Origin of the sequence: Streptomyces sp. NPDC088157 (genome assembly GCF_044741545.1) — a bacterium.
GTDB lineage: Bacteria > Actinomycetota > Actinomycetes > Streptomycetales > Streptomycetaceae > Streptomyces.
Genome location: NZ_JBIUSU010000006.1, coordinates 341309 through 360819 on the forward strand (window position 1 = coordinate 341309; position 19511 = coordinate 360819).

General features: G+C 70.1%; 14 protein-coding genes. 6 read left to right on the top strand and 8 right to left on the bottom strand.

Going from position 1 to position 19511, the window contains the following annotated elements:
- Positions 1-128: 128 nt before the first annotated feature.
- The gene (locus tag ACIPFH_RS25515; protein ID WP_401829743.1) at positions 129-1415 is read left to right on the top strand and encodes a ribonuclease D; all 1287 of its coding nucleotides are present in this window, start codon (positions 129-131) and stop codon (positions 1413-1415) included.
- Positions 1416-1452: 37 nt separating this feature from the next.
- Here the strand turns inward: ACIPFH_RS25515 and ACIPFH_RS25520 are convergent, their stop codons facing one another.
- From ACIPFH_RS25520 to ACIPFH_RS25530, 3 genes are read right to left on the bottom strand one after another with little or no spacing between them, the layout of a single operon-like run.
- The gene (locus ACIPFH_RS25520; RefSeq protein ID WP_356262083.1) at positions 1453-2283 is read right to left on the bottom strand and encodes a carbohydrate ABC transporter permease; all 831 of its coding nucleotides are present in this window, start codon (positions 2281-2283) and stop codon (positions 1453-1455) included.
- Positions 2280-3254, bottom strand: coding sequence for a carbohydrate ABC transporter permease (locus tag ACIPFH_RS25525; RefSeq protein ID WP_401830225.1), 975 nt, complete (start codon positions 3252-3254; stop codon positions 2280-2282). Before ACIPFH_RS25525 ends, ACIPFH_RS25520 begins: the two co-directional genes overlap by 4 nt.
- Positions 3254-4573 carry an extracellular solute-binding protein gene (locus tag ACIPFH_RS25530; protein WP_401829746.1) on the bottom strand — a complete coding sequence of 440 codons (1320 nt, stop codon included), beginning with the start codon at positions 4571-4573 and terminating at the stop codon, positions 3254-3256. The genes ACIPFH_RS25525 and ACIPFH_RS25530 overlap by 1 nt, the downstream gene beginning before the upstream one ends.
- Before the next feature lie 239 nt (positions 4574-4812).
- Here ACIPFH_RS25530 and ACIPFH_RS25535 point away from each other — a divergent pair, with 239 nt between their 5' ends.
- The 4 genes from ACIPFH_RS25535 (at position 4813) to ACIPFH_RS25550 (ending at position 11763) form a co-directional block, all read left to right on the top strand.
- Positions 4813-7221: a glycoside hydrolase family 2 protein gene (locus ACIPFH_RS25535; RefSeq protein ID WP_401829749.1), complete on the top strand. Its 2409-nt coding sequence runs from the start codon at positions 4813-4815 to the stop codon at positions 7219-7221.
- Entirely contained in the window at positions 7218-8255 is a 1038-nt protein-coding gene (locus ACIPFH_RS25540; RefSeq protein ID WP_356262094.1) for a LacI family DNA-binding transcriptional regulator, read from the top strand. Before ACIPFH_RS25535 ends, ACIPFH_RS25540 begins: the two co-directional genes overlap by 4 nt.
- A gap of 158 nt (positions 8256-8413) precedes the next feature.
- Positions 8414-9640 carry a thiolase family protein gene (locus tag ACIPFH_RS25545; protein WP_401829751.1) on the top strand — a complete coding sequence of 409 codons (1227 nt, stop codon included), beginning with the start codon at positions 8414-8416 and terminating at the stop codon, positions 9638-9640.
- The gene (locus tag ACIPFH_RS25550; RefSeq protein WP_401829754.1) at positions 9637-11763 is read left to right on the top strand and encodes a 3-hydroxyacyl-CoA dehydrogenase NAD-binding domain-containing protein; all 2127 of its coding nucleotides are present in this window, start codon (positions 9637-9639) and stop codon (positions 11761-11763) included. Before ACIPFH_RS25545 ends, ACIPFH_RS25550 begins: the two co-directional genes overlap by 4 nt.
- A gap of 138 nt (positions 11764-11901) precedes the next feature.
- On the opposite strand, the gene ACIPFH_RS25555 is transcribed toward ACIPFH_RS25550, so the two are convergent.
- Complete coding sequence (locus ACIPFH_RS25555) at positions 11902-12918, bottom strand: hypothetical protein (protein WP_401829755.1); 1017 nt, start codon at positions 12916-12918, stop codon at positions 11902-11904.
- Positions 12919-12997: 79 nt separating this feature from the next.
- Between ACIPFH_RS25555 and ACIPFH_RS25560 the strand changes: the two genes are divergently transcribed.
- Entirely contained in the window at positions 12998-13369 is a 372-nt protein-coding gene (locus ACIPFH_RS25560) for an NTP pyrophosphohydrolase (protein ID WP_356262103.1), read from the top strand.
- 100 nt (positions 13370-13469) lie between these two features.
- Here ACIPFH_RS25560 and ACIPFH_RS25565 read toward each other — a convergent pair whose 3' ends face one another.
- From ACIPFH_RS25565 to ACIPFH_RS25580, 4 genes are all read right to left on the bottom strand, one after another.
- Entirely contained in the window at positions 13470-14993 is a 1524-nt protein-coding gene (locus tag ACIPFH_RS25565) for an amino acid permease (protein ID WP_401829758.1), read from the bottom strand.
- A 156-nt stretch (positions 14994-15149) separates the two neighbouring features.
- Positions 15150-17075 carry a 1-deoxy-D-xylulose-5-phosphate synthase gene (gene dxs / locus ACIPFH_RS25570; RefSeq protein ID WP_356262269.1) on the bottom strand — a complete coding sequence of 642 codons (1926 nt, stop codon included), beginning with the start codon at positions 17073-17075 and terminating at the stop codon, positions 15150-15152.
- A 193-nt stretch (positions 17076-17268) separates the two neighbouring features.
- Positions 17269-18624 carry a sugar ABC transporter permease gene (locus ACIPFH_RS25575; protein WP_401829761.1) on the bottom strand — a complete coding sequence of 452 codons (1356 nt, stop codon included), beginning with the start codon at positions 18622-18624 and terminating at the stop codon, positions 17269-17271.
- Entirely contained in the window at positions 18621-19412 is a 792-nt protein-coding gene (locus tag ACIPFH_RS25580; RefSeq protein ID WP_401829763.1) for an ATP-binding cassette domain-containing protein, read from the bottom strand. The genes ACIPFH_RS25575 and ACIPFH_RS25580 overlap by 4 nt, the downstream gene beginning before the upstream one ends.
- Positions 19413-19511: the final 99 nt, after the last annotated feature.

Consider the following 19511-nt stretch of genomic DNA (forward strand, 5'->3'; position numbering starts at 1 on the left):
CCCCGCCCCGGTTACCCACCCTCCCCCCCCCCTTTCTGCCCCCCCCCCCCCGGTTTTCCCACCCCCCGCCGCCGCCCTCGGAAGCGTCCCCGGGGGGGCCGCCGTCCATACACGGATACCCTTTACAGGTGACCGACGCCCAAGAAACCGCAGCAGCCAGTTCACTGCGAACCACCGGAGGCGCCCCTCCGGACGACGGCGGATCGACTGACTCCGGGGCGCCGACACCTCTACTCGAACCACGCGAGGGCATTCCTCCCGTGATCGCCGACGAGGCCTCCCTCGCCGAGGTGATCGCCGCCTTCGCCGCCGGGTCCGGCCCCGTCGCCGTCGACGCCGAGCGCGCCTCCGGCTACCGCTACGGGCAGCGCGCCTATCTGGTGCAGCTGCGCCGCGAGGGCGCGGGCAGCGCGCTGATCGACCCGGTGGGCTGCCCCGACCTCTCCGCGCTCGGCGAGGCGCTGTCCGGCGTGGAGTGGGTGCTGCACGCGGCCACCCAGGACCTGCCGTGTCTGCGCGAGATAGGCATGGTGCCGACGCGGCTGTTCGACACCGAGCTGGCCGGACGGCTCGCCGGATTCCCGCGGGTCGGCCTCGGCGCCATGGTCGAAGGAGTACTGGGCTTCGTCCTCGAGAAGGGGCACTCCGCGGTCGACTGGTCGACCCGGCCGCTGCCCGAGCCGTGGCTGCGGTACGCGGCCCTCGACGTGGAGCTCCTGGTCGACCTGCGCGACGCGCTGGAGAAGGAACTGGACCGGCAGGGCAAGCTGGAGTGGGCCCGCCAGGAGTTCGACGCGATCGCGTCCGCCCCGCCGCCCGAGCCCCGCAAGGACCCGTGGCGTCGGACGTCCGGCATGCACAAGGTGCGCCGGCGGAGGCAGCTGGGTGTGGTGCGGGAGCTGTGGGAGACGCGGGACCGGATCGCACAGCGGCGGGACGTGTCGCCGGGCAAGGTGCTGTCGGACGCGGCCATCGTGGAGGCGGCGCTGTCGCTTCCGGTGAACGTGCAGGCGCTGGCCGCGCTGAACGGGTTCGGGCACCGGATGGGCCGGCGGCAGCTGGAGCAGTGGCAGGCCGCGGTCGACCGGGTGAAGACGTTCAGCGAGGCGCAGCTGCCGCAGCCGGGGCAGCCGGTGGCGGGGCCGCCGCCGCCACGGGCCTGGGCCGACAAGGACCCCGCGGCGGCGGCCCGGCTGTCCGCGGCACGGACCGCCGTCTCCGCGCTGGCCGAGGAGCTGAACATGCCCCAGGAGAACCTGATCGCCCCGGACGCGGTGCGGCGGGTCTGCTGGGAACCTCCGGCGGCCGACGAGGACGCGGTCGCCGCCGCGCTCGCGTCGTACGGGGCGCGGCCGTGGCAGGTGGAGCAGGTCACGCCGGTGCTGGTCGCGGCGCTGGCAGGCTCGGCCGCCTGACGCCGTCGACCCGTCCGGAGCAACGGCGGCGAGCGGATTACCTCGTCGCTCCTCTCATGAAACCGTTGTAGATGTACTTCTGAAGCGCGAGGAAGACGATCAGGGTCGGCAGGATGACCAGCACCGCTCCTGCCGAGATCGTTTCCCAGTGGGCGGCGTAGGGGCCCTTGAAGCGGAACAGGGACGTCGAGATCACGCCAAGATCTTGTGAGGGCATGTAGAGGAAGGGGATGTAGAAGTCGTTGTAGACGGCGATCCCCTTCACGATCACGACCGTCGCGATCGCCGGTTTCAGCAGCGGGAAGATGATCTTCCGGTAGATCGTGAAGGCGTTGGCGCCGTCCAGGCGGGCCGCCTCGTCCAGCGAGATCGGGATCGACCGCACGAACTGCAGGAATACGTAGATCGAGACGATGTCCGTGCCCATGTAGAGGGCGATCGGGGCCCAGCGGGTGTCGAACATGCCGAGGCTGTGGACGATCTGGAAGGTGGCCACCTGGGTGGTCACCCCGGGGACCAGCGCGGCGACCAGGAACAGGGCGATCACCGGTGTGCGGAAGCGGAAGGTGAACCGGTCGATGGCGTACGCCGTCATCGAGCCGATGAGCACGGTCCCGCCGACGGAGACGACGAGGATGAAGGCCGTGTTGCCGAACGCCGTGAGCATCCCGCCGTCCTGGAACGCCGTCACGTAGTTGTGGAAGTTGAACGGGTCGTCGGGCGGCGTGAGCGCTCCGCTGCCGTTGGCCGTCTCGTTCTCGGTCTTCAGGGAGGTCAGGAGCACCACGCCCAGCGGGAGCAGGACGACCAGCGCCGCGGCGATCAGCGACAGGTACACGAGGGCGCGGGCAACGGCACGGCGCGTCATACGAGGTCCACCCTGTCGTCGGGGACGAGGCGCCGCTGGACCCAGGTCACCAGCAGGATGATCAGCAGCAGCACGACCGCCGCCGCCGAGGCGAGCCCCGTCTTGTTGAACTGGAAGGCCAGCTTCACGGTCTGGATCACGAAGGTCTCGGTGCCGGTCGCCCCGCCGGTCATGATGTAGGGGATCTCGAAGGCCGAGAGGGACCCGGAGACGGAGAGGATCACCGTCAGGGTCAGCACCGGCTTGATGCCGGGCAGGATGATGTAGCGGAACTGGTGCCATCGGCCGGCGCCGTCCAGTTCGGCGGCCTCGTACAGCTCCCCCGGGATGGACTGGATCGCGCCGAGGAACAGGACGAAGTTCATGCCGAGGTAGCGCCAGATCGAGACTCCGGCGAGGGAGACGTTCGCCGAGACCGGTGTGCCGAGCCAGGCGTGGTCGGTGTGGTACCCGAAGAGACCGAGGACCGTGTCGAGGGTACCGCCGTCCTGGAAGAAGTAGAGGAAGACGAAACCGATCGCCACCCCGTTGACCAGGGACGGGAAGAAGAGCACGCCTTTGAAGAAGTTCCGGAAACGGAGGTCGAAACTGAGGATCGTCGCGAAGTACAGCGCGGCGACGATCTGGACCACCGAGGCGGCCAGGTAGTAGCCGCTGACCCAGAAGACCTGGAAGAGATCCTCCCGGGTGAAGATCTCCGTGTAGTTCTCGGCGCCCGTGTAGTGCAGCTCGGGGCTCACGCCGTCCCAGTCGGTGAAGCTGTAGGCGACCATGTTGGCGATCGGCGCGTAGGTGAACGTGATCAGCAGGGTGAGCGGGGCGAGCAGGAACAGCCAGGGGGTGAGCAGCCGCCAGGCGCGGGCCCGGCGTGGGGCCGGTGCGGGAGCGGGGCGCCTGGAAACCGGTGTCACGGCCTCGGAGGCCGCCTTCTCGGCGCGGTGCGACGGGGGGTGCGTGTGCGCGTGCGCCATCAGTCGCTCACGGTCGCTTGCGTCTCGGTCCATTTCTTGCCCAGGTCGCCGAGGAAGTCGTCCAGGCTGCCCTTCTTGGCACCGCGTGCGAGATCGACCAGGTCCTGGCGGTACTCGGGCTTGTAGATGCCGACCTCGGACTGGTCGTCGATCAGCTTGACCTTCGCGCCCGCGGAGTCGTCCAGTTCGATGAGTTCGACGCCCGCCTCCTCGTACGGCTTCAGCACCTCGGGCATGGGCGCGTCCTTCAGCGGGGAGATCGCCAGGTTGTCCTTGTCGTAGCCGGACTTGTCGGTGAACCAGTCGATCCAGGCGCGGGCCGCCTCCTTGTGCTTCGAGTGCACGTTCACGGCCTGGTTGTAGTCCGGGCCGACGGTCGCGCAGAACGTGCCGTCCGTCCGGGCCGGGAACGGCATGAAACCGATGTCGTCCGGATTCACGCCCGCCTTCTTCGCGGCGTCCTGGAACTGGATGATCGCCCAGGTGCCGAGCCACTGCGTGGCGATCTCGCCCTTGGCCGTCCGGGGCTTGGACTCCTCCCAGTTGCTCGTCGTCGGGTCCTTCTCGGCGAGGCCCTGTTTGACGATGTCGTACAGCAGCGTGTCCCCGACGCGCAGGTCGGAGCCCTGGGCCCACGGGTCGTCCTCGGCGAGCTTCGTGGTCGCCTGCGGGTCGCAGTGGACCGCGCCGTCGACGTACGTCCACGAGGTCAGCGGCCACTGCGCGGCGAAGTTGGTGTAGTACGGGACCGCGTCGGTCTTCGCCTTGATCGCCTTGAGGCCGGTGAGGAACTCGGCCGGAGTGGTGGGCCATTCGGTGACCCCCGCCTCCTTCCAGACCCGCTTGTTGTAGACGAAGCCGGGCATGACCCCGACCGGGCTCTGGCCGTAGACCTTGCCGTCGACGGTGGTGAAGTCGGTGAAGCGGTACTTCTTGCCGCGTTCGGCGGCGGTGCCGAGGGAGGCGAAGAACTTCGGGTAGTCGTCCTTCTTGATGACCGCGGGGATCAGCAGAACGTCGCCGTAGTCGTCCGTGTTCATCCGGATCTTGATCTCGGCCTCGTAGTTGGTGAGGGCCTGGAACTCCACCTTGACCTTGGGATAGGTCTTGTTGAACTCGGCGGCGTACTTCTTCATCGTGCCGTCCTGCACGAGGTCGGTGCGCACGGTGAGGACCGTGATGGTTCCGCCGACCTTCGACGGGTCGTCGGGCGCGTTGGCGTCCGCGCCCTTCGCGCTGCCTCCGGTACCGGTGCAGCCCGGGAGCAGCAGGGCGGCTCCCGCGACCGTGGCGAGGACCAGGACTGTACGGCGGTTCATGTGCATCACTTCCGTTCTCGGGACGTTCTCGGGACGGACGAGCACTTGCGGGGTGGTCGAACACGAGCGGGTCGGTGGAACCCGAGCGGGTCGGGCGAACACGAGCGGGTCGGGCGAACACGAGCGGGTTGGCTGATTCGGCACTCTGGCAGCGCTTTCCTCAACCGGTAAAGTCCGATTCCCGCCAACGATGAACAAATGGCGCTCAGTTGTGGGCTTTACCGGTTTAGGGAGTGCGCATGCTGGAGGCCTCACCGCTCGACGACGGATGGAATCTGCGGCACGAGGGAAAGCCGCTCCCGGCCGAGGTGCCGGGCTGCGTGCACACCGATCTGCTCGCCGCCGGGGTGATCCCGGACCCGTTCCTCGGTCTGGGTGAGAACGAGGTCGCGTGGGTGGGGCGGCGCGAGTGGACGTACGAGAGGGAGCTGCCGGCCGTACCGTCCGGGCACGAGCAGACCGACCTGGTCTTCGACGGGCTCGACACGGTCGCGGAGATCACGCTGAACGGTCAGCTCCTCGGCCGGGTGAGGAACATGCACCGCTCGTACCGCTTCGACGTGACGGGGCTCGAAGGGCCGCTGGCCGTCCGGTTCGTCTCCGCGTACGCCGAGGCGGAGGCCGTTCGCGGACAGGTCGGCGATCGACCGGCCGCCTACACCGAGCCGTATCAGTACCTCCGCAAGATGGCGTGCTCGTTCGGCTGGGACTGGGGGCCCACCCTGGTGACGGCCGGGATCTGGCGTCCGGTGCGGGTGGAGCGCTGGTCGACGGCGCGGCTGGCCCGGGTGCGCCCGCTGGTGACCGTCGAAGAAGGGGTCGGGGTCGTCGAGTTGCGGGTGGACGTGGAACGGACCCGGGTGGAGGCCGGGCTCACGCTGGAGGCCCGGGTGGCGGGACGGTCAGTGCGCGCCGAGGTGACGGGCACCAGCGGCGCCGTCCGGGTCGAGGTGCCGGACGCGGACCTCTGGTGGCCGCGCGGCTATGGCGAACAGCCGCTGTACGAAGTCGAGTTGACCCTCAGCCACGGAAACGCGCCGCTCGACGTCTGGCGGCGGCGCGTCGGCTTTCGCAGCGTCGAACTGGACACCTCCGCGGACGCGCACGGGACCGGGTTCACCCTGGTCGTCAACGGGGAGCGGCTCTTCGCCAGGGGCGTGAACTGGATCCCGGACGACGTGTTCCCCTCCCGCGTGACCCGCGAGCGCTACCGGAAGCGGCTGCGCCAGGCGGCCGGCGCGGGGGTCGACCTGGTCCGGGTCTGGGGCGGCGGTGTCTACGAGAGCGAGGACTTCTACGACGCCTGCGACGAACTGGGTCTGCTGGTGTGGCAGGACTTCCCGTTCGCGTGCGCGGCCTACCCCGAGGAGCAGCCGCTGCGGGGCGAGGTGGAGGCCGAGGCCCGGGAGAACGTCGTACGGCTGATGCCGCATCCGTCGCTCGTGCTGTGGAACGGGAACAACGAGAACCTGTGGGGGTTCAGGGACTGGGGATGGGAGGAGCGGCTCGGCGGGGACTCCTGGGGCGAGGGGTACTACCTGGGCATGCTGCCCCGTGTCGTCGGCGAGTTGGATCCGACGCGGCCCTACACGGCGGGGAGTCCCTGGTCGGGGTCGTGGGGGCACCACCCCAATGACCCGGCGCACGGGACGCATCACTCGTGGGAGGTGTGGAACAGGCACGACTACACCGAGTACCGGAGTGAAGTGCCTCGCTTCGTGGCCGAGTTCGGCTGGCAGGCCCCACCCGCCCACGCGACTCTGCGACGGGCGCTGCCGGGTGAGGAGCTCGCGGCGGACTCCCCCGGCATGCTGCACCACCAGAAGGCGGAGGACGGCAACGGCAAGCTGGCGCGCGGGCTCGCCCGCCACTTCGCCGTACCGGACGGCGACTTCGACCGGTGGCACTACCTGACGCAGGTCAACCAGGCGCGTGCCGTGGCGACCGGGATCGAGCACTGGCGGTCGCAGTGGCCGGTCTGCGCGGGCACGATCGTCTGGCAGCTCAACGACTGCTGGCCGGTGACGTCCTGGGCGGCGATCGACGGGGACGGGCGGGAGAAACCGCTGTACCACGAGCTGCGGCGGCTGTACGCGGACCGGTTGCTGACGTTTCAACCGCGGGACGCGGGGATGGCGTTGGCCGTCGTCAACCAGTCGGGGGAGCCGTGGGCGGGCACGCTGTCGTTGCGTCGGGTGTCGGTGGAGGGTGAGGTGATCGACGCGGCGAGCCTCGAACTCACGGTCGAAGCCCGGGCGGTGGGCGAGGTGCGGGTGCCGGCCGAGCTGGAGCCCGCCGGGGCGAAGGAGTTCCTGGTGGCCGACGCAAGGGCGTCCTCCCGCTCGGGCCGGGCCGGGAGCGGGGAAGGGCTGAGGGCCGTGCACTTTCCGGTGGCCGACCGTGAGATCCCCTATCCGCGGCCACGGTTCGAGGTGACCGTGGCGCCGGGGAGCGTCACGGTCACGGCCCACACCCTCGTCCGGGATCTCCTGCTCCAGGCCGACCGGCTGGACCCGGGGGCGCGGGCCGACCGGGGGCTCGTGACCCTGCTGCCCGGGGAACGGGTGACCATCGGGGTCGAGGGCTGGGAGACTCCGGATGCCGCCGCCGCCCGGGCCGCGCTGTACTGCCAGGAGCCCGCTCGATGACCGCGTCCCCGTCGCCTCGCGTCACCATCAAGGACGTCGCGGCCCGCGCCGGCGTCTCCAAGGGTGCCGTGTCGCTCGCCTTCAACCGCAAGCCGGGGCTGGCGGAGGCGACCCGGGACCGGATCTTCGCGGCGGCGCGGGAGCTGGGCTGGGAACCGAACCTCACGGCACGCTCGCTGTCGAGCTCGCGCGTGGACGTGGTGGGACTCGCGATCTGCCGGCCGGCGCGGATGCTGGGCCTGGAACCGTTCTACATGGAGTTCGTCTCCGGGGTGGAGAGCGTGCTGACCGAGCACTCCTGTTCGCTGCTGCTGAGGCTGGTGCGCACCGTCGAGGAGGAGGCCGGGCTCCTGGAGTCGTGGTGGCGGGGGCGGCAGATCGGCGGATCGATCCTGGTCGACTTCCGGGCCGACGATCCGCGGGTGGCGGCGGCCGAGCGGCTCGGGATGCCGGTGGTCGCGGTGGGGCATCCCTCGCTGACCGGGAGCCTGACGTCCGTGTGGACCGACGACGCGACGGCGGTGACGGAGGCGGTCCGGTATCTGGCCGCGCTCGGGCACCGTCGGATCGCGCGGGTCGGAGGCGCGGCCGCGCTCGGGCACACGGTGATGCGGACCGCGGCCTTCGACGCGGCGGCGCGGACCCTGGGGCTGGCCGGGGCATGGCAGGTCGCGACGGACTACTCCGGGGAGGCGGGGGCGCGGGCGACCCGGTCGATGCTGACCGCCGCTCCGTCCGACCGCCCGACCGCGATCGTCTACGACAACGACATCATGGCGGTGGCCGGGCTGGCCGTCGCGGCCGAGATGGGGTTCGGCGTTCCGGGCGACGTCTCCCTCCTCGCGTGGGACGACTCCCAGCTCTGCCGGCTCACCCATCCGACGCTCTCCGCGATGAGCCATGACGTGCACGGATTCGGTGCGGAGGCGGCGCGGACGCTGTTCGGCGTGATCACCGGACCGGGTCCCGGATCCCATCCGGTGCCGACGCCCGTACTGACCCCCCGCGGTTCGACGGCTCCACCGCGGGGCTGAGTGCGAGGGTGACTTCGGACGCGCCCGGGGTGTGACGTTCGCCGCTTGGCCCTCCGGGACTGGGCAGCTACGTTACCGATAAGTAGCATGGGTCCTGAGCGCGCGCTCAGCGCTTGCGTGTCGCAGCAGTGCCATCCCGCACCTGGAGGAGAGCCATCGTGCCTCGTACCGTCAGGGACGTCGTCTTCGTCGACGGCGTCCGTACCCCGTTCGGCAAGGCGGGCCCGAAGGGCATCTACCACGAGACCCGCGCCGACGACCTCGTCGTGAAGGCGATCCGGGAGCTGCTGCGCCGCAACCCCGGTCTCGACCCGAAGAAGATCGACGAGGTCGCCATCGCCGCGACCACGCAGATCGGCGACCAGGGCCTGACCATCGGCCGCACCGCCGGCATCCTGGCGGGTCTGCCGACCTCCGTGCCCGGCTACTCCATCGACCGCATGTGCGCGGGCGCCCTGACGGCCGTCACCGCGGTCGCCGGCTCCGTCGCCTTCGGCGCCTACGACATCGCCGTCGCCGGCGGTGTCGAGCACATGGGCCGGCACCCGATGGGTGAGGGCGTGGACCCCAACCCGCGGTTCGTCAGCGAGAAGCTGGTCGACGAGTCCGCCCTGTTCATGGGCATGACCGCCGAGAACCTGCACGACCGCTACCCGCAGATCACCAAGCAGCGCGCCGACGAGTACGCCGTGCGCTCGCAGGAGAAGGCCGCCAAGGCGTACGCCAACGGCAAGATCCAGGCCGACCTGGTGCCGGTCTCGGTCCGCCGCACCAACCCGGAGGCCGGTGAGACGGGCTGGGGCCTGGTCACCGCCGACGAGCCGATGCGTCCGGGCACGACGCTGGAGAACCTCTCCGGTCTCAAGACCCCGTTCCGCGTCCACGGCCGGGTGACGGCCGGTAACGCGGCCGGTCTGAACGACGGCGCGACCGCCTCCCTCATCGCGTCCGAGGACTTCGCCCGCGAGAACGGCCTGCCGGTCAAGATGCGCCTCGTCTCGTACTCCTTCGCGGGTGTCGAGCCGGAGGTCATGGGCTACGGCCCGATCCCGGCCACGGAGAAGGCGCTGGCCCAGGCGGGTCTGTCCATCTCCGACATCGGCCTCTTCGAGATCAACGAGGCCTTCGCCGTCCAGGTCCTGGCCTTCCTCGACCACTACGGCATCGCGGACGACGACGAGCGCGTCAACCAGTACGGCGGCGCGATCGCCTTCGGTCACCCGCTGGCCTCCTCCGGCGTCCGTCTGATGACGCAGCTGGCCCGCCAGTTCGAGGAGCAGCCGAACGTCCGCTACGGCCTGACCACCATGTGCGTCGGCTTCGGCATGGGCGCCACCGTCATCTGGGAGAACCCGCACTTCGAGTCCGCCGGAGGCGACAAGTGAGCACCACCGAACTCCTGAAGGGCGCGGCCGAGCTGTTCCCGGACGAGGTCGTCACCCAGGCGCACGTCCGTCACCTGGACCTGCCGTTCGGCGCCGGGCGCTTCGCCCTGATCACGCTGGACAACGGTTTCGACCACACCAAGCCGACCACCTTCGGCCCGCAGTCCCTCGCGAACCTCGACTCCGCGATCGACCAGGTCGAGAAGGAGGCCGCGGCCGGCGAGATCGTCGGTGTCGGTGTCACCGGCAAGCCGTTCATCTTCGCCGTGGGCGCGGACCTGAAGGGCGTGGAGCTCCTCAAGGAGCACAAGGACGCGCTCGCCATCGGCAAGGGCGGCCACGAGGTCTTCAAGCGCCTGTCCGGCCTCGCGGTCCCGACCTTCGCGTACTACAACGGCGCGGCGATGGGCGGCGGCGTCGAGGTCGGTCTGCACTGCAAGTACCGCACGGTGTCCGCGGCGCTGCCGGCCTTCTCGCTGCCCGAGGTCTTCCTCGGTCTGGTCCCCGGCTGGGGCGGCTGCACGCTGCTGCCGAACCTGATCGGCGCCGACAAGGCCGTCTCGGTGATCATCGAGAACTCGCTCAACCAGAACAAGCAGCTCAAGGGTGTGCAGGTCTACGAGCTGGGCATCGCCGACGCCCTGTTCGAGGGTGCGGACTTCCTGGAGCAGTCGCTGCTCTGGACGGCGTCCGTCCTCAAGGGCGAGATCGTCGTCGACCGCCCGGTGATCGACCGCGGTGAGGCCTGGGACCAGGCCGTCGCGCGCGGCCGCTTCGTCGCGGACAGCAAGGTGCACGGCGCGGCCCCGGCCGCCTACCGCGCCCTCGACATCATCGCCGCCGCGAAGAACGGCGACCTCCAGCAGGGCTACGACGCCGAGGACGTCGCGCTCGCCGACCTGATCATGGGTGGCGAACTGCGCTCCGGCATCTACGCGTTCAACCTGGTGCAGAAGCGCGGCAAGCGCCCGGCCGGCGCCCCGGACAAGTCCCTGGCACGTCCGGTCACCAAGGTCGGCGTCGTGGGCGCGGGCCTGATGGCCTCGCAGCTCGCGCTGCTGTTCCTGCGCCGTCTCGAGGTGCCGGTCGTGCTGACCGACATCGACCAGGAGCGCGTCGACAAGGGTGTGGGCTACGTCCACGCCGAGATCGAGAAGCTGCTCGGCAAGGGCCGCATCAACCAGGACAAGGCCAACCGCCTCAAGGCCCTGGTGTCCGGTGTCCTGGACAAGGCCGAGGGCTTCGCCGACGCGGACTTCGTCATCGAGGCCGTGTTCGAGGAGATCGGCGTCAAGCAGCAGGTGTTCGCGGAGGTCGAGGCGGTCGCCCCGGCGCACGCGATCTTCGCCACGAACACCTCCTCGCTGTCGGTCTCCGAGATGGCGTCGAAGCTGAAGAACCCCGAGCGGGTCGTGGGCTTCCACTTCTTCAACCCGGTCGCGATCCTGCCGCTCCTCGAGATCGTCCGGGGCGAGCAGACCGACGACGCCTCGCTGGCCACCGCCTTCGCCGTCGCCAAGAAGCTGAAGAAGACGGCGGTTCTGGTGAAGGACGCCCCGGCGTTCGTCGTGAACCGCATCCTCACCCGTTTCATGGGCGAGGTGCAGAACGTCATCGACGAGGGCACCCCGGTCGAGGTGGCGGAGAAGGCGGTGGAACCGCTCGGCCTGCCGATGTCCCCGCTGGTCCTCCTCGAGCTGGTCGGCCCCGCGATCGGTCTGCACGTCTCGGAGACCCTCAACCGGGCCTTCCCGGACCGCTTCACGGTCTCCCCGAACCTCGCGGCCGTCGTCAAGGCGGGCAAGCGCGGTTTCTACGTCTACGACAGCGGCAAGCCCGAGCTGGACCCCGAGGTCTCCGCGCTCCTGAAGCAGGGCGACAACGTCCTGACCGAGGAGCAGGTGCGGGCGCGTGTCCTGGACGCGGTGGCGCAGGAGATCGGGCTCATGCTCGACGAGGGCGTCGTCGCCGAGGCGCAGGACATCGACCTCTGCCTGATCACGGGCGCCGGCTGGCCCTTCCACCTGGGCGGCATCACGCCGTACCTGGACCGCGAGGGTGTCTCCGAGCGCGTGAACGGCAAGAAGTTCCTGGCGCCGGGCGTGGCCTCGGTTCCGGCGTAACCGTTGGGACGGTCCCGCGCCCCGGGACGTGAAGAGGGCCTCCGCACGCTGCGGAGGCCCTCTTTCATGCCCTGCCGTCGTCCTGATCGGCCGTGCCGAGCCCGGCGTGGACGTGCTCGGCGTGAACGTGGCCGACGGTCACACCGTCCGCCAGGCCGTCAGGGCGAGGCCGGGCTCGTCCTTGCGGCGGGTGAGGTGCAGCTCGCCGGCCGACGGGGACAGGGCGGCCGCGACCACCCGGTCCTCGTGATCCTTGGCGAGCGCCACCACCGCGTCGGCCGGCAGCTGCGGACCCGATTCGGCCCACCATGCGCCGGCCGACTCCCGCTCGGTCGGGTACGCGGCGAAGGCGACGCGGCCGCTCGCGGAGCGCTGGGCGAGCACGGTGCAGTCATGACCGTCGAGTTCGGTGCGGATCGCGGCGACCGGGCCGGGTCCGGCGGCGGCGAGCACACGGACGGGCTCGGTGCCGGGACGCCACGCGCACAGATCGCCGGCTTCGTCGGTGTAGAAGAGCGTGGTGTGCTCCGGGGAGGTGGCCAGCGCCCGCAGGGTGTGCGGCCGTACCGGTGTCTTGAGGGGCTCCTGGAGCACCGGCTCGCTGCCGGGCGTCTCCTGGCGCCAGTGCAGGATCCCGCCGGACACCGCCGCGTACGCCTGGACGCGGCCGGACTCCCCCGCCAACGCGACCGGCGGCCCCTCCACACCTTGCCCCTTCAGGTCGCGCCACGGGTCCCAGCCGCCCTTCTCCTTCTGGGCGACCATGCGCAGTCCCGTGCCGATGCCGGGGGCGAACACATGCGCGCGTCCCTGGGCGTCCACCGCGACGGCGGGCGTGCCGGTGCGGCCGCCCTTCTTGTCGGGGTGGCCGATGGGGCCCCAGTCCAGGGCGGAGAGCAGCGGCCGGAAGTGTGTGGAGTGCACCAGGCCCGTCACCCCCTTGAGCGTGGTCCACCAAGTGGCCAGGTGGGCATAGCCGTCGGCGCCCTGGCCGACGGCAAGGGCGGGGTGCACCTTCTGGTCGCCGCCCACCCTGCGTGGGGCCTCCCAGGGCCCGCCCGGCGTGTGTTCCGCCCGGCACAGGATGGCGTCGTCCGACATCAGATAGACCGCGAGCCGCCCGTCGCGGCCACGTATGAGCCAGTCGCCGTTCACCCGATCACTGTATGACGGGCCCCTCACGGCCCCGGCGCGAGGGTCTCGTCCGCGGGACCGTCCGTGCGACCCTGGGCACATGGACGACACACCCGCGCTGCTCGTGATCGTCGACGCCGCGAACGTCGTGGGGTCGGTGCCGGACGGCTGGTGGCGGGACCGGCGTGGTGCCGCCGAGCGACTGCGTGACCGGCTGGCCGCGGACGGCCTGCGAGGACACGAGGGGCCCGAGGAGATCGTCCTCGTCGTGGAGGGCTCGGCCCGCGGGGTGGAGCCGGTGCCCGGCGTACGGGTGGAGGCGGCGCCGGGCAGCGGGGACGACCGTATCGTCGAGCTGGTCGCCGGGTCCGCGGGGCGCCCCCGCCTGGTCGTCACGGCCGACCGCGAGCTGCGCCGCCGGGTGACGGAGCTGGGGGCGGACGTCACGGGCCCCCGCTCGGTACGGGACTGAAGCCGTACGACGCCGCACCCCGGCCCCGCGCCGCCCGGGTGCGGGGCCGGGGTGCGGGGCCGGGGTGCGGGGCCGGGGTGCGGGGCCGTCTCCTGAGCCGTTACGCCGTGTCGTCGCGGCCCGGCTTGAGGGCCTCGTCGGCGGAGGCCGCCTGGCGCCGTCCGAGAAGACTGTGGGAGCGGCCGTAGAGGAAGTACACGACGAACCCGACGACCATCCAGATGCCGAACCGCAGCCAGGTCTCGGCGGGCAGGTTGAGCATCAGCCACAGCGAGGCGCACACCGACAGGATCGGGAGGAACGGCACCCACGGGGTCCGGAAGGACCGCGGCAGGTCGGGGCGTGACCTGCGCAGGATGATCACGCCGATGGCGACGACCACGAAGGCGAAGAGGGTACCGATGTTCACCAGCTCGGCGAGTTCGCTGAGGCTGGTGAAGCCGGCCAGGATCGCGATGAGGACGCCGAGCAGGATGGTCGGCCGGTGCGGGGTCTTGAACCGCGGGTGCACATGGGAGAAGAAGCGCGGCAACAGTCCGTCGCGGCTCATCGCGAAGAAGACCCGGGTCTGGCCGAGGAGCAGGATCATGCAGACGGTCGTCAGGCCGACGGCGGCGCCGAAGCTGATGAACCCGGCGAACCAGGGGTGCCCCGTGGCCTTGAAGGCGTCGGCGAGCGGGGCGCTGACCGACAGTTTGGTGTAGTGCTGCATCCCGGTGACGACGATCGACACGGCGACGTACAGGACGGTGCAGATGATGAGGGAGCCGATGATGCCGCGCGGCATGTCACGCTGCGGGTTCTTGGTCTCCTCGGCCGCCGTGGCGACGACGTCGAAGCCGATGAACGCGAAGAAGACGACGGAGGCGGCGGTGAAGATGCCCATCACGCCGAAGTTGGACGGCGCCCAGCCGAAAATCAGCTGGATGAGCGGGGCGTCGAGGCCGCCGCCCGCGTCGACGGTCTGCGCCTTGGGGATGAACGGGTCGTAGTTGTCGCCCTGGATGAAGAAGGCGCCCGCGATGATCACGGTCAGGACGACGGTCACCTTGATGGCGACCACGACGGAGGTGACCCGCGCGGAGAGCTTGGTGCCGACCACGAGAATGGCGGTCAGCACCAGGACGAGGGCGGCGGCGAGGATGTCGAAGCCGAAGCCGTCGGTCCCCTCCCTGCCGCTGAGCGCCGCCGGCAGGTGCCAGCCCGCGTTGTCGAGCAGCGAGGCGATGTACCCGGACCAGCCGACGGCGACCACCGCCGTGCCGAGCGCGAACTCCAGGACCAGGTCCCAGCCGATGATCCAGGCGGGAAGCTCCCCGAGGGATGCGTACGAGAAGGTGTACGCCGAGCCGGCCACCGGCACGGTCGAGGCGAACTCGGCGTAGCAGAGGGCGGCGAGCGCGCAGGCCACCCCGGCCGCGACGAAGGCCAGGGCGACGGCGGGGCCGGCGTTGTTCTTGGCCACCGTGCCGGTCAGGACGAAGATGCCGGTGCCGATGATGACGCCGACGCCGAAGACGGTGAGGTCCAGCGCGGACAAGGATTTCTTGAGCGCGTGCTCGGGTTCCTCGGTATCGAGGATGGACTGCTCGACCTTCTTCGTCCGGAAGAGGGTGCTGCTCATGGGGACCTCCCACGCTGTGTCGTCCTCGACATGATCGAGAGGGGGCGTAGACCGTATGCCCCGACGCGGGCGGGTTAACGCGAATGGGCCGGTCCCACCACTCTTCACAGTGGTGGAACCGGCCCATCCGGGTGTGTCGCCTTGCCCGGGACGGCGTCAGTCGCGCGCGGACTCCACGGAGTCGACCTCGGCGGCCGTGCTGCCGTACTTTCCGTCGAGCTTGGAGACCAGGCCGGTGACCTGACGGGCGATGTCGGGGGCGGTGAGCCCGATCTCGGCCATGACCTCGGCGCGGGAGGCGTGGTCGAGGAAGCGGGGCGGGATGCCGAAGTCGCGCAGCGGGACGTCGACGCCCGCGTCGCGCAGTGCCTGCGCGATCGCCGAGCCGACTCCTCCGACGCGGGAGTTGTCCTCGACGGTCACGACCACCCGGTGGCGCTCGGCGAGGGGGGCCATGGCCTCGTCGACCGGCTTGACCCAGCGCGGGTCGACGACCGTGGTGGTGATGCCCTGCCGGTCGAGGAGGGTCGCGATCTCCAGGCACATCGGGGCGAGGGCGCCCACGGAGACCAGCAGCACGTCCGGGGTGTCGGTGCCGCTCTCGCGGAGCACGTCCATGCCGCCGACGCGTCCCACGGCGGGTACGGCGGGGCCGACGGCGCCCTTGGAGAAGCGGACGACGGTCGGCGCGTCCTCGACCCGGACGGCCTCCCGCAGCTGGGCGCGGACCTGGTCGGCGTCGCGCGGGGCGGCGAGTCTGAGGCCCGGCACGACCTGCAGGATCGACATGTCCCACATGCCGTTGTGGGAGGCGCCGTCGGTGCCGGTGACACCGGCCCGGTCCAGGACGAACGTCACACCGCACTTGTGGAGGGCGACATCCATCAGGACCTGGTCGAAGGCACGGTTGAGGAAGGTGGCGTACACCGCGAACACGGGATGCACCCCGCCCGCGGCAAGCCCCGCCGCTGAGACGGCGGCGTGCTGCTCGGCGATGCCGACGTCGTAGATGCGGTTCGGGAAGGCGTCCGCGAACTTCTTCAGGCCGACCGGCTGCAGCATCGCCGCCGTGATCGCGACGATGTCCTCGCGCTCCTTGCCGAGCTCGACCATCTCGTCGCCGAACACGGAGGTCCAGTCGGCGCCCGACGCCTTGATCGGCAGACCGGTGTCGGGGTGGATGGGGCCGATGCCGTGGAAGCGGTCGGCCTCGTCCTGGAGGGCGGGCTGGTAGCCGCGGCCCTTCTCGGTGAGGCAGTGCACGATGACCGGACCGCCGAAGCGCTTGGCGCGGGCCAGCGCGGACTCCAGGGCCTCGATGTCGTGGCCGTCGATCGGGCCGACGTACTTCAGGCCGAGGTCCTCGAACATGCCCTGCGGGGCGATGAAGTCCTTCAGGCCCTTCTTGGCGCCGTGCAGGGTCTCGTAGAGGGGCCTGCCGACGACGGGGGTGCGCTCCAGCACCTCCTTGGTGCGGGCGAGGAAGCGCTCGTAGCCGTCCGTCGTACGCAGGGTCGCGAGGTGGTTGGCCAGGCCGCCGATCGTCGGCGCGTACGAGCGCTCGTTGTCGTTGACGACGATGACCAGCGGACGGTCACCGTCGGCGATGTTGTTCAGCGCCTCCCAGGCCATGCCGCCGGTGAGCGCGCCGTCGCCGATGACGGCGACCACGTGGTCGTCACGATCGAGGATCTGGTTGGCCTTCGCGAGGCCGTCGGCCCAGCCGAGCACCGTGGAGGCGTGGCTGTTCTCGATGACGTCGTGCTCGGACTCCGCCTGCGACGGGTAGCCGGAGAGACCGCCCTTCATCTTCAGCCGGGAGAAGTCCTGCCGGCCCGTGAGCAGCTTGTGCACATAGGACTGGTGGCCCGTGTCCCACAGCACCTTGTCCTTCGGGGACTCGAAGACCCGGTGCAGGGCGATGGTGAGCTCGACCACGCCGAGGTTCGGGCCGAGGTGGCCGCCGGTCTTGGAGACGGCGTCGACGAGGAAGGTCCGGATCTCCCCTGCCAGCTGGTCCAGCTCTTCCAGGCTGAGCCGGTCCAGATCGCGCGGTCCCCTGATGCGGGTCAGCAGCGGCACCCGTGCCTCCTTGCAGTAAAAGCTGATCGAGCTGTTGCCGGGCTCGTCGAGTCTAATGTTCCGCCCGGGCGTCCGTTGTCCGGCCCATGCGTCATAGGTCACGCGAACGGCAGTACCCAGGATGAGCCTTTCCCATGACACGACTGTGCCCGGCATCGAGACGGATGCCGGGCACATCGGGTCACCTGGAGCGTTATCCGCGACCGGCGGCCTTCTGGCTCTTGCGGGAGATGGAGTCGATGACGACCGCGCCCAGCAGAACACCACCGGTGATCATGTACTGGATCGAGGTGTTCATGTTCAGCAGGTCGAGGCCGGTCTGGATGGACTGGATGACCAGCATGCCCAGGAGGGCGGACCACACCGTGCCGCGGCCGCCGAAGAGGCTCGTACCACCGATGACGGCCGCCGCGATGGCGAGCATCAGGGTGTTGCCGCCGCCGGCGTTCAGCGTCGCGGACGCCGTCTGACCGGCGAAGAACATGCCGCCGACCGCCGCGAAGCCACCGGAGATGGCGAACACGGTGATGCGGACCATCGGCACGTTGATACCGGCCCGGCGCGCCGCCTCGATGCCGCCGCCGACCGCGAAGACCTTGCGGCCGTACGTGGTGCGACGGAGCACGAAGTCGACGATCACCAGCGCCACGAGGAAGATCACCAGCGCGTTGGAGACACCGGACGCGTTGTTCAGCACGCCGGCCGCGACGAAGGACGCGACGGCCAGCGCACCGACGCGCAGCAGGATCTCGGCGGTCGGCCGGAACGGCACACCGGCTGCCCGGCGGCGGCGCTGCTCACCGAAGTTGCCGACGGCCGTCAGCACGACCGCGAGACCGGCCAGCAGGTAGGCGCCGACGATGGCCTGGTCCATGAAGAAGGAGTTCTGGCCGAGCAGGTGCACCGGGCCGGAGTCCGACGGGATGTTGATCGTGCCGCTGGAGCCCAGCAGCCACAGCATCAGACCGTTCCAGCCGAGGAAGCCGGCCAGCGTGACCACGAACGCAGGTACGCCGATCTTCGCGAAGAACCAGCCCTGCAGTGCGCCGATGACCGCACCGGTGAGAACCGTCAGGATCAGCGACAGCCACGGGTTCATGGTGTGGTCCACCACGAACACGGCGAACAGCGTGGACGCCAGACCGCTGACGGAACCGACCGACAGGTCGATCTCGCCGAGCAGCAGGACGAACACCAGGCCGATGGCCAGCATGCCGGTGGCCGACATGAAGTAACTGATGTTCGAGAGGTTGTCGGCGCTCAGGAACAGGTCGTTCTTCACCTGGAAGATCGTCCAGATGACGATCAGGCCGATGACGACCGGGATCTGGCCGAGTTCGCCCCCCTTGACCTTGCGCTTGAACTCGGTGATGTAGCCCTTGAAGCCCTCTTCCCGCACCAGCAGGCGCGGGTCGACGACGGATACCGGCGCGGCCGTCGGGTCGTCGGCGGGGGCGACGGTGCTCTGGTCCTCGATGACGCCCCCGGTCTTCCCGACCTTCTGGGGCTCCGAGGAGTCGCTCTTCACGGTCTTGGACGTGTCGCTCACTTTGCCGCCTCCGCGGTGCGACGCCCCGCACGACGGGTCACGGCGTTGTCCGTGGCACCGGTGATCGCGGCGATGATCTCTTCGTGGCTGGTGTCCTTCACGGGGAAGGAGCCGTTGTTCTTGCCCAGGCGCAGGACGGCGACGGTGTCCGCGACCGCCTTGACGTCGGCCATGTTGTGGCTGATGAGGATGACCCCGAGGTCGCGCTCGCGCAGCCGCTCGACCAGGTCGAGGACCTGTGCGGTCTGCTCGACGCCGAGGGCGGCGGTGGGCTCGTCGAGGATGACGACCTTCGGGTCACCGATCAGGGCGCGCGCGATGGCGACGACCTGACGCTGACCGCCGGAGAGGCTCGCGATCGGGATGCGGACACTCGGAATGCGGATGGAGAGCGTGGACAGCAGCTCGCGGGCGTTCTTCTCCATCGTCACCTCGTCGATGACGCCTCGGTGCAGCAGCTCGCGTCCGAGGTAGAGATTGCCGACCACGTCGAGGTTGTCGCACAGCGCGAGGTCCTGGTAGACGGTCGCGACGCCGAGTCCCTGGGCGTCGTGCGGCCGGTTGATGCTGACGGGGCTTCCCTCCCACTCGATGACGCCCTCATCGATGGGGTGGACACCCGCGATCGTCTTGACCAGGGTGGACTTTCCTGCGCCGTTGTCGCCCACCAGGGCGACCACTTCTCCGGCGTGGACCTCCAGCTCGACGTCGGTGAGTGCCTGCACCGCACCGAATCGCTTGGAGATTCCGCGCAACGCCAGCACGGGCGTAGCGGACACGTGAACCATCTCCTTCGCCGCCTGACCGGCGGGGATGCCGCGCGCATAGACAGGGCGCGGAGGGATGTGCGCGACGCACTTGACGCTACGTCGACGCACGAGGTTTAC

What these genes read in the sequence shown, in the direction of transcription:
- ACIPFH_RS25520 (WP_356262083.1), bottom strand. Translation starts at nt 2,283, where the DNA reads ATGACGCGCCGTGCCGTTGCCCGCGCCCTCGTGTACCTGTCGCTGATC.
- ACIPFH_RS25525 (WP_401830225.1), bottom strand. Translation starts at nt 3,254, where the DNA reads ATGGCGCACGCGCACACGCACCCCCCGTCGCACCGCGCCGAGAAGGCG.
- ACIPFH_RS25530 (WP_401829746.1), bottom strand. Translation starts at nt 4,573, where the DNA reads ATGAACCGCCGTACAGTCCTGGTCCTCGCCACGGTCGCGGGAGCCGCC.
- ACIPFH_RS25535 (WP_401829749.1), top strand. Translation starts at nt 4,813, where the DNA reads ATGCTGGAGGCCTCACCGCTCGACGACGGATGGAATCTGCGGCACGAG.
- ACIPFH_RS25540 (WP_356262094.1), top strand. Translation starts at nt 7,218, where the DNA reads ATGACCGCGTCCCCGTCGCCTCGCGTCACCATCAAGGACGTCGCGGCC.
- ACIPFH_RS25560 (WP_356262103.1), top strand. Translation starts at nt 12,998, where the DNA reads ATGGACGACACACCCGCGCTGCTCGTGATCGTCGACGCCGCGAACGTC.
- ACIPFH_RS25565 (WP_401829758.1), bottom strand. Translation starts at nt 14,993, where the DNA reads ATGAGCAGCACCCTCTTCCGGACGAAGAAGGTCGAGCAGTCCATCCTC.
- ACIPFH_RS25580 (WP_401829763.1), bottom strand. Translation starts at nt 19,412, where the DNA reads ATGGTTCACGTGTCCGCTACGCCCGTGCTGGCGTTGCGCGGAATCTCC.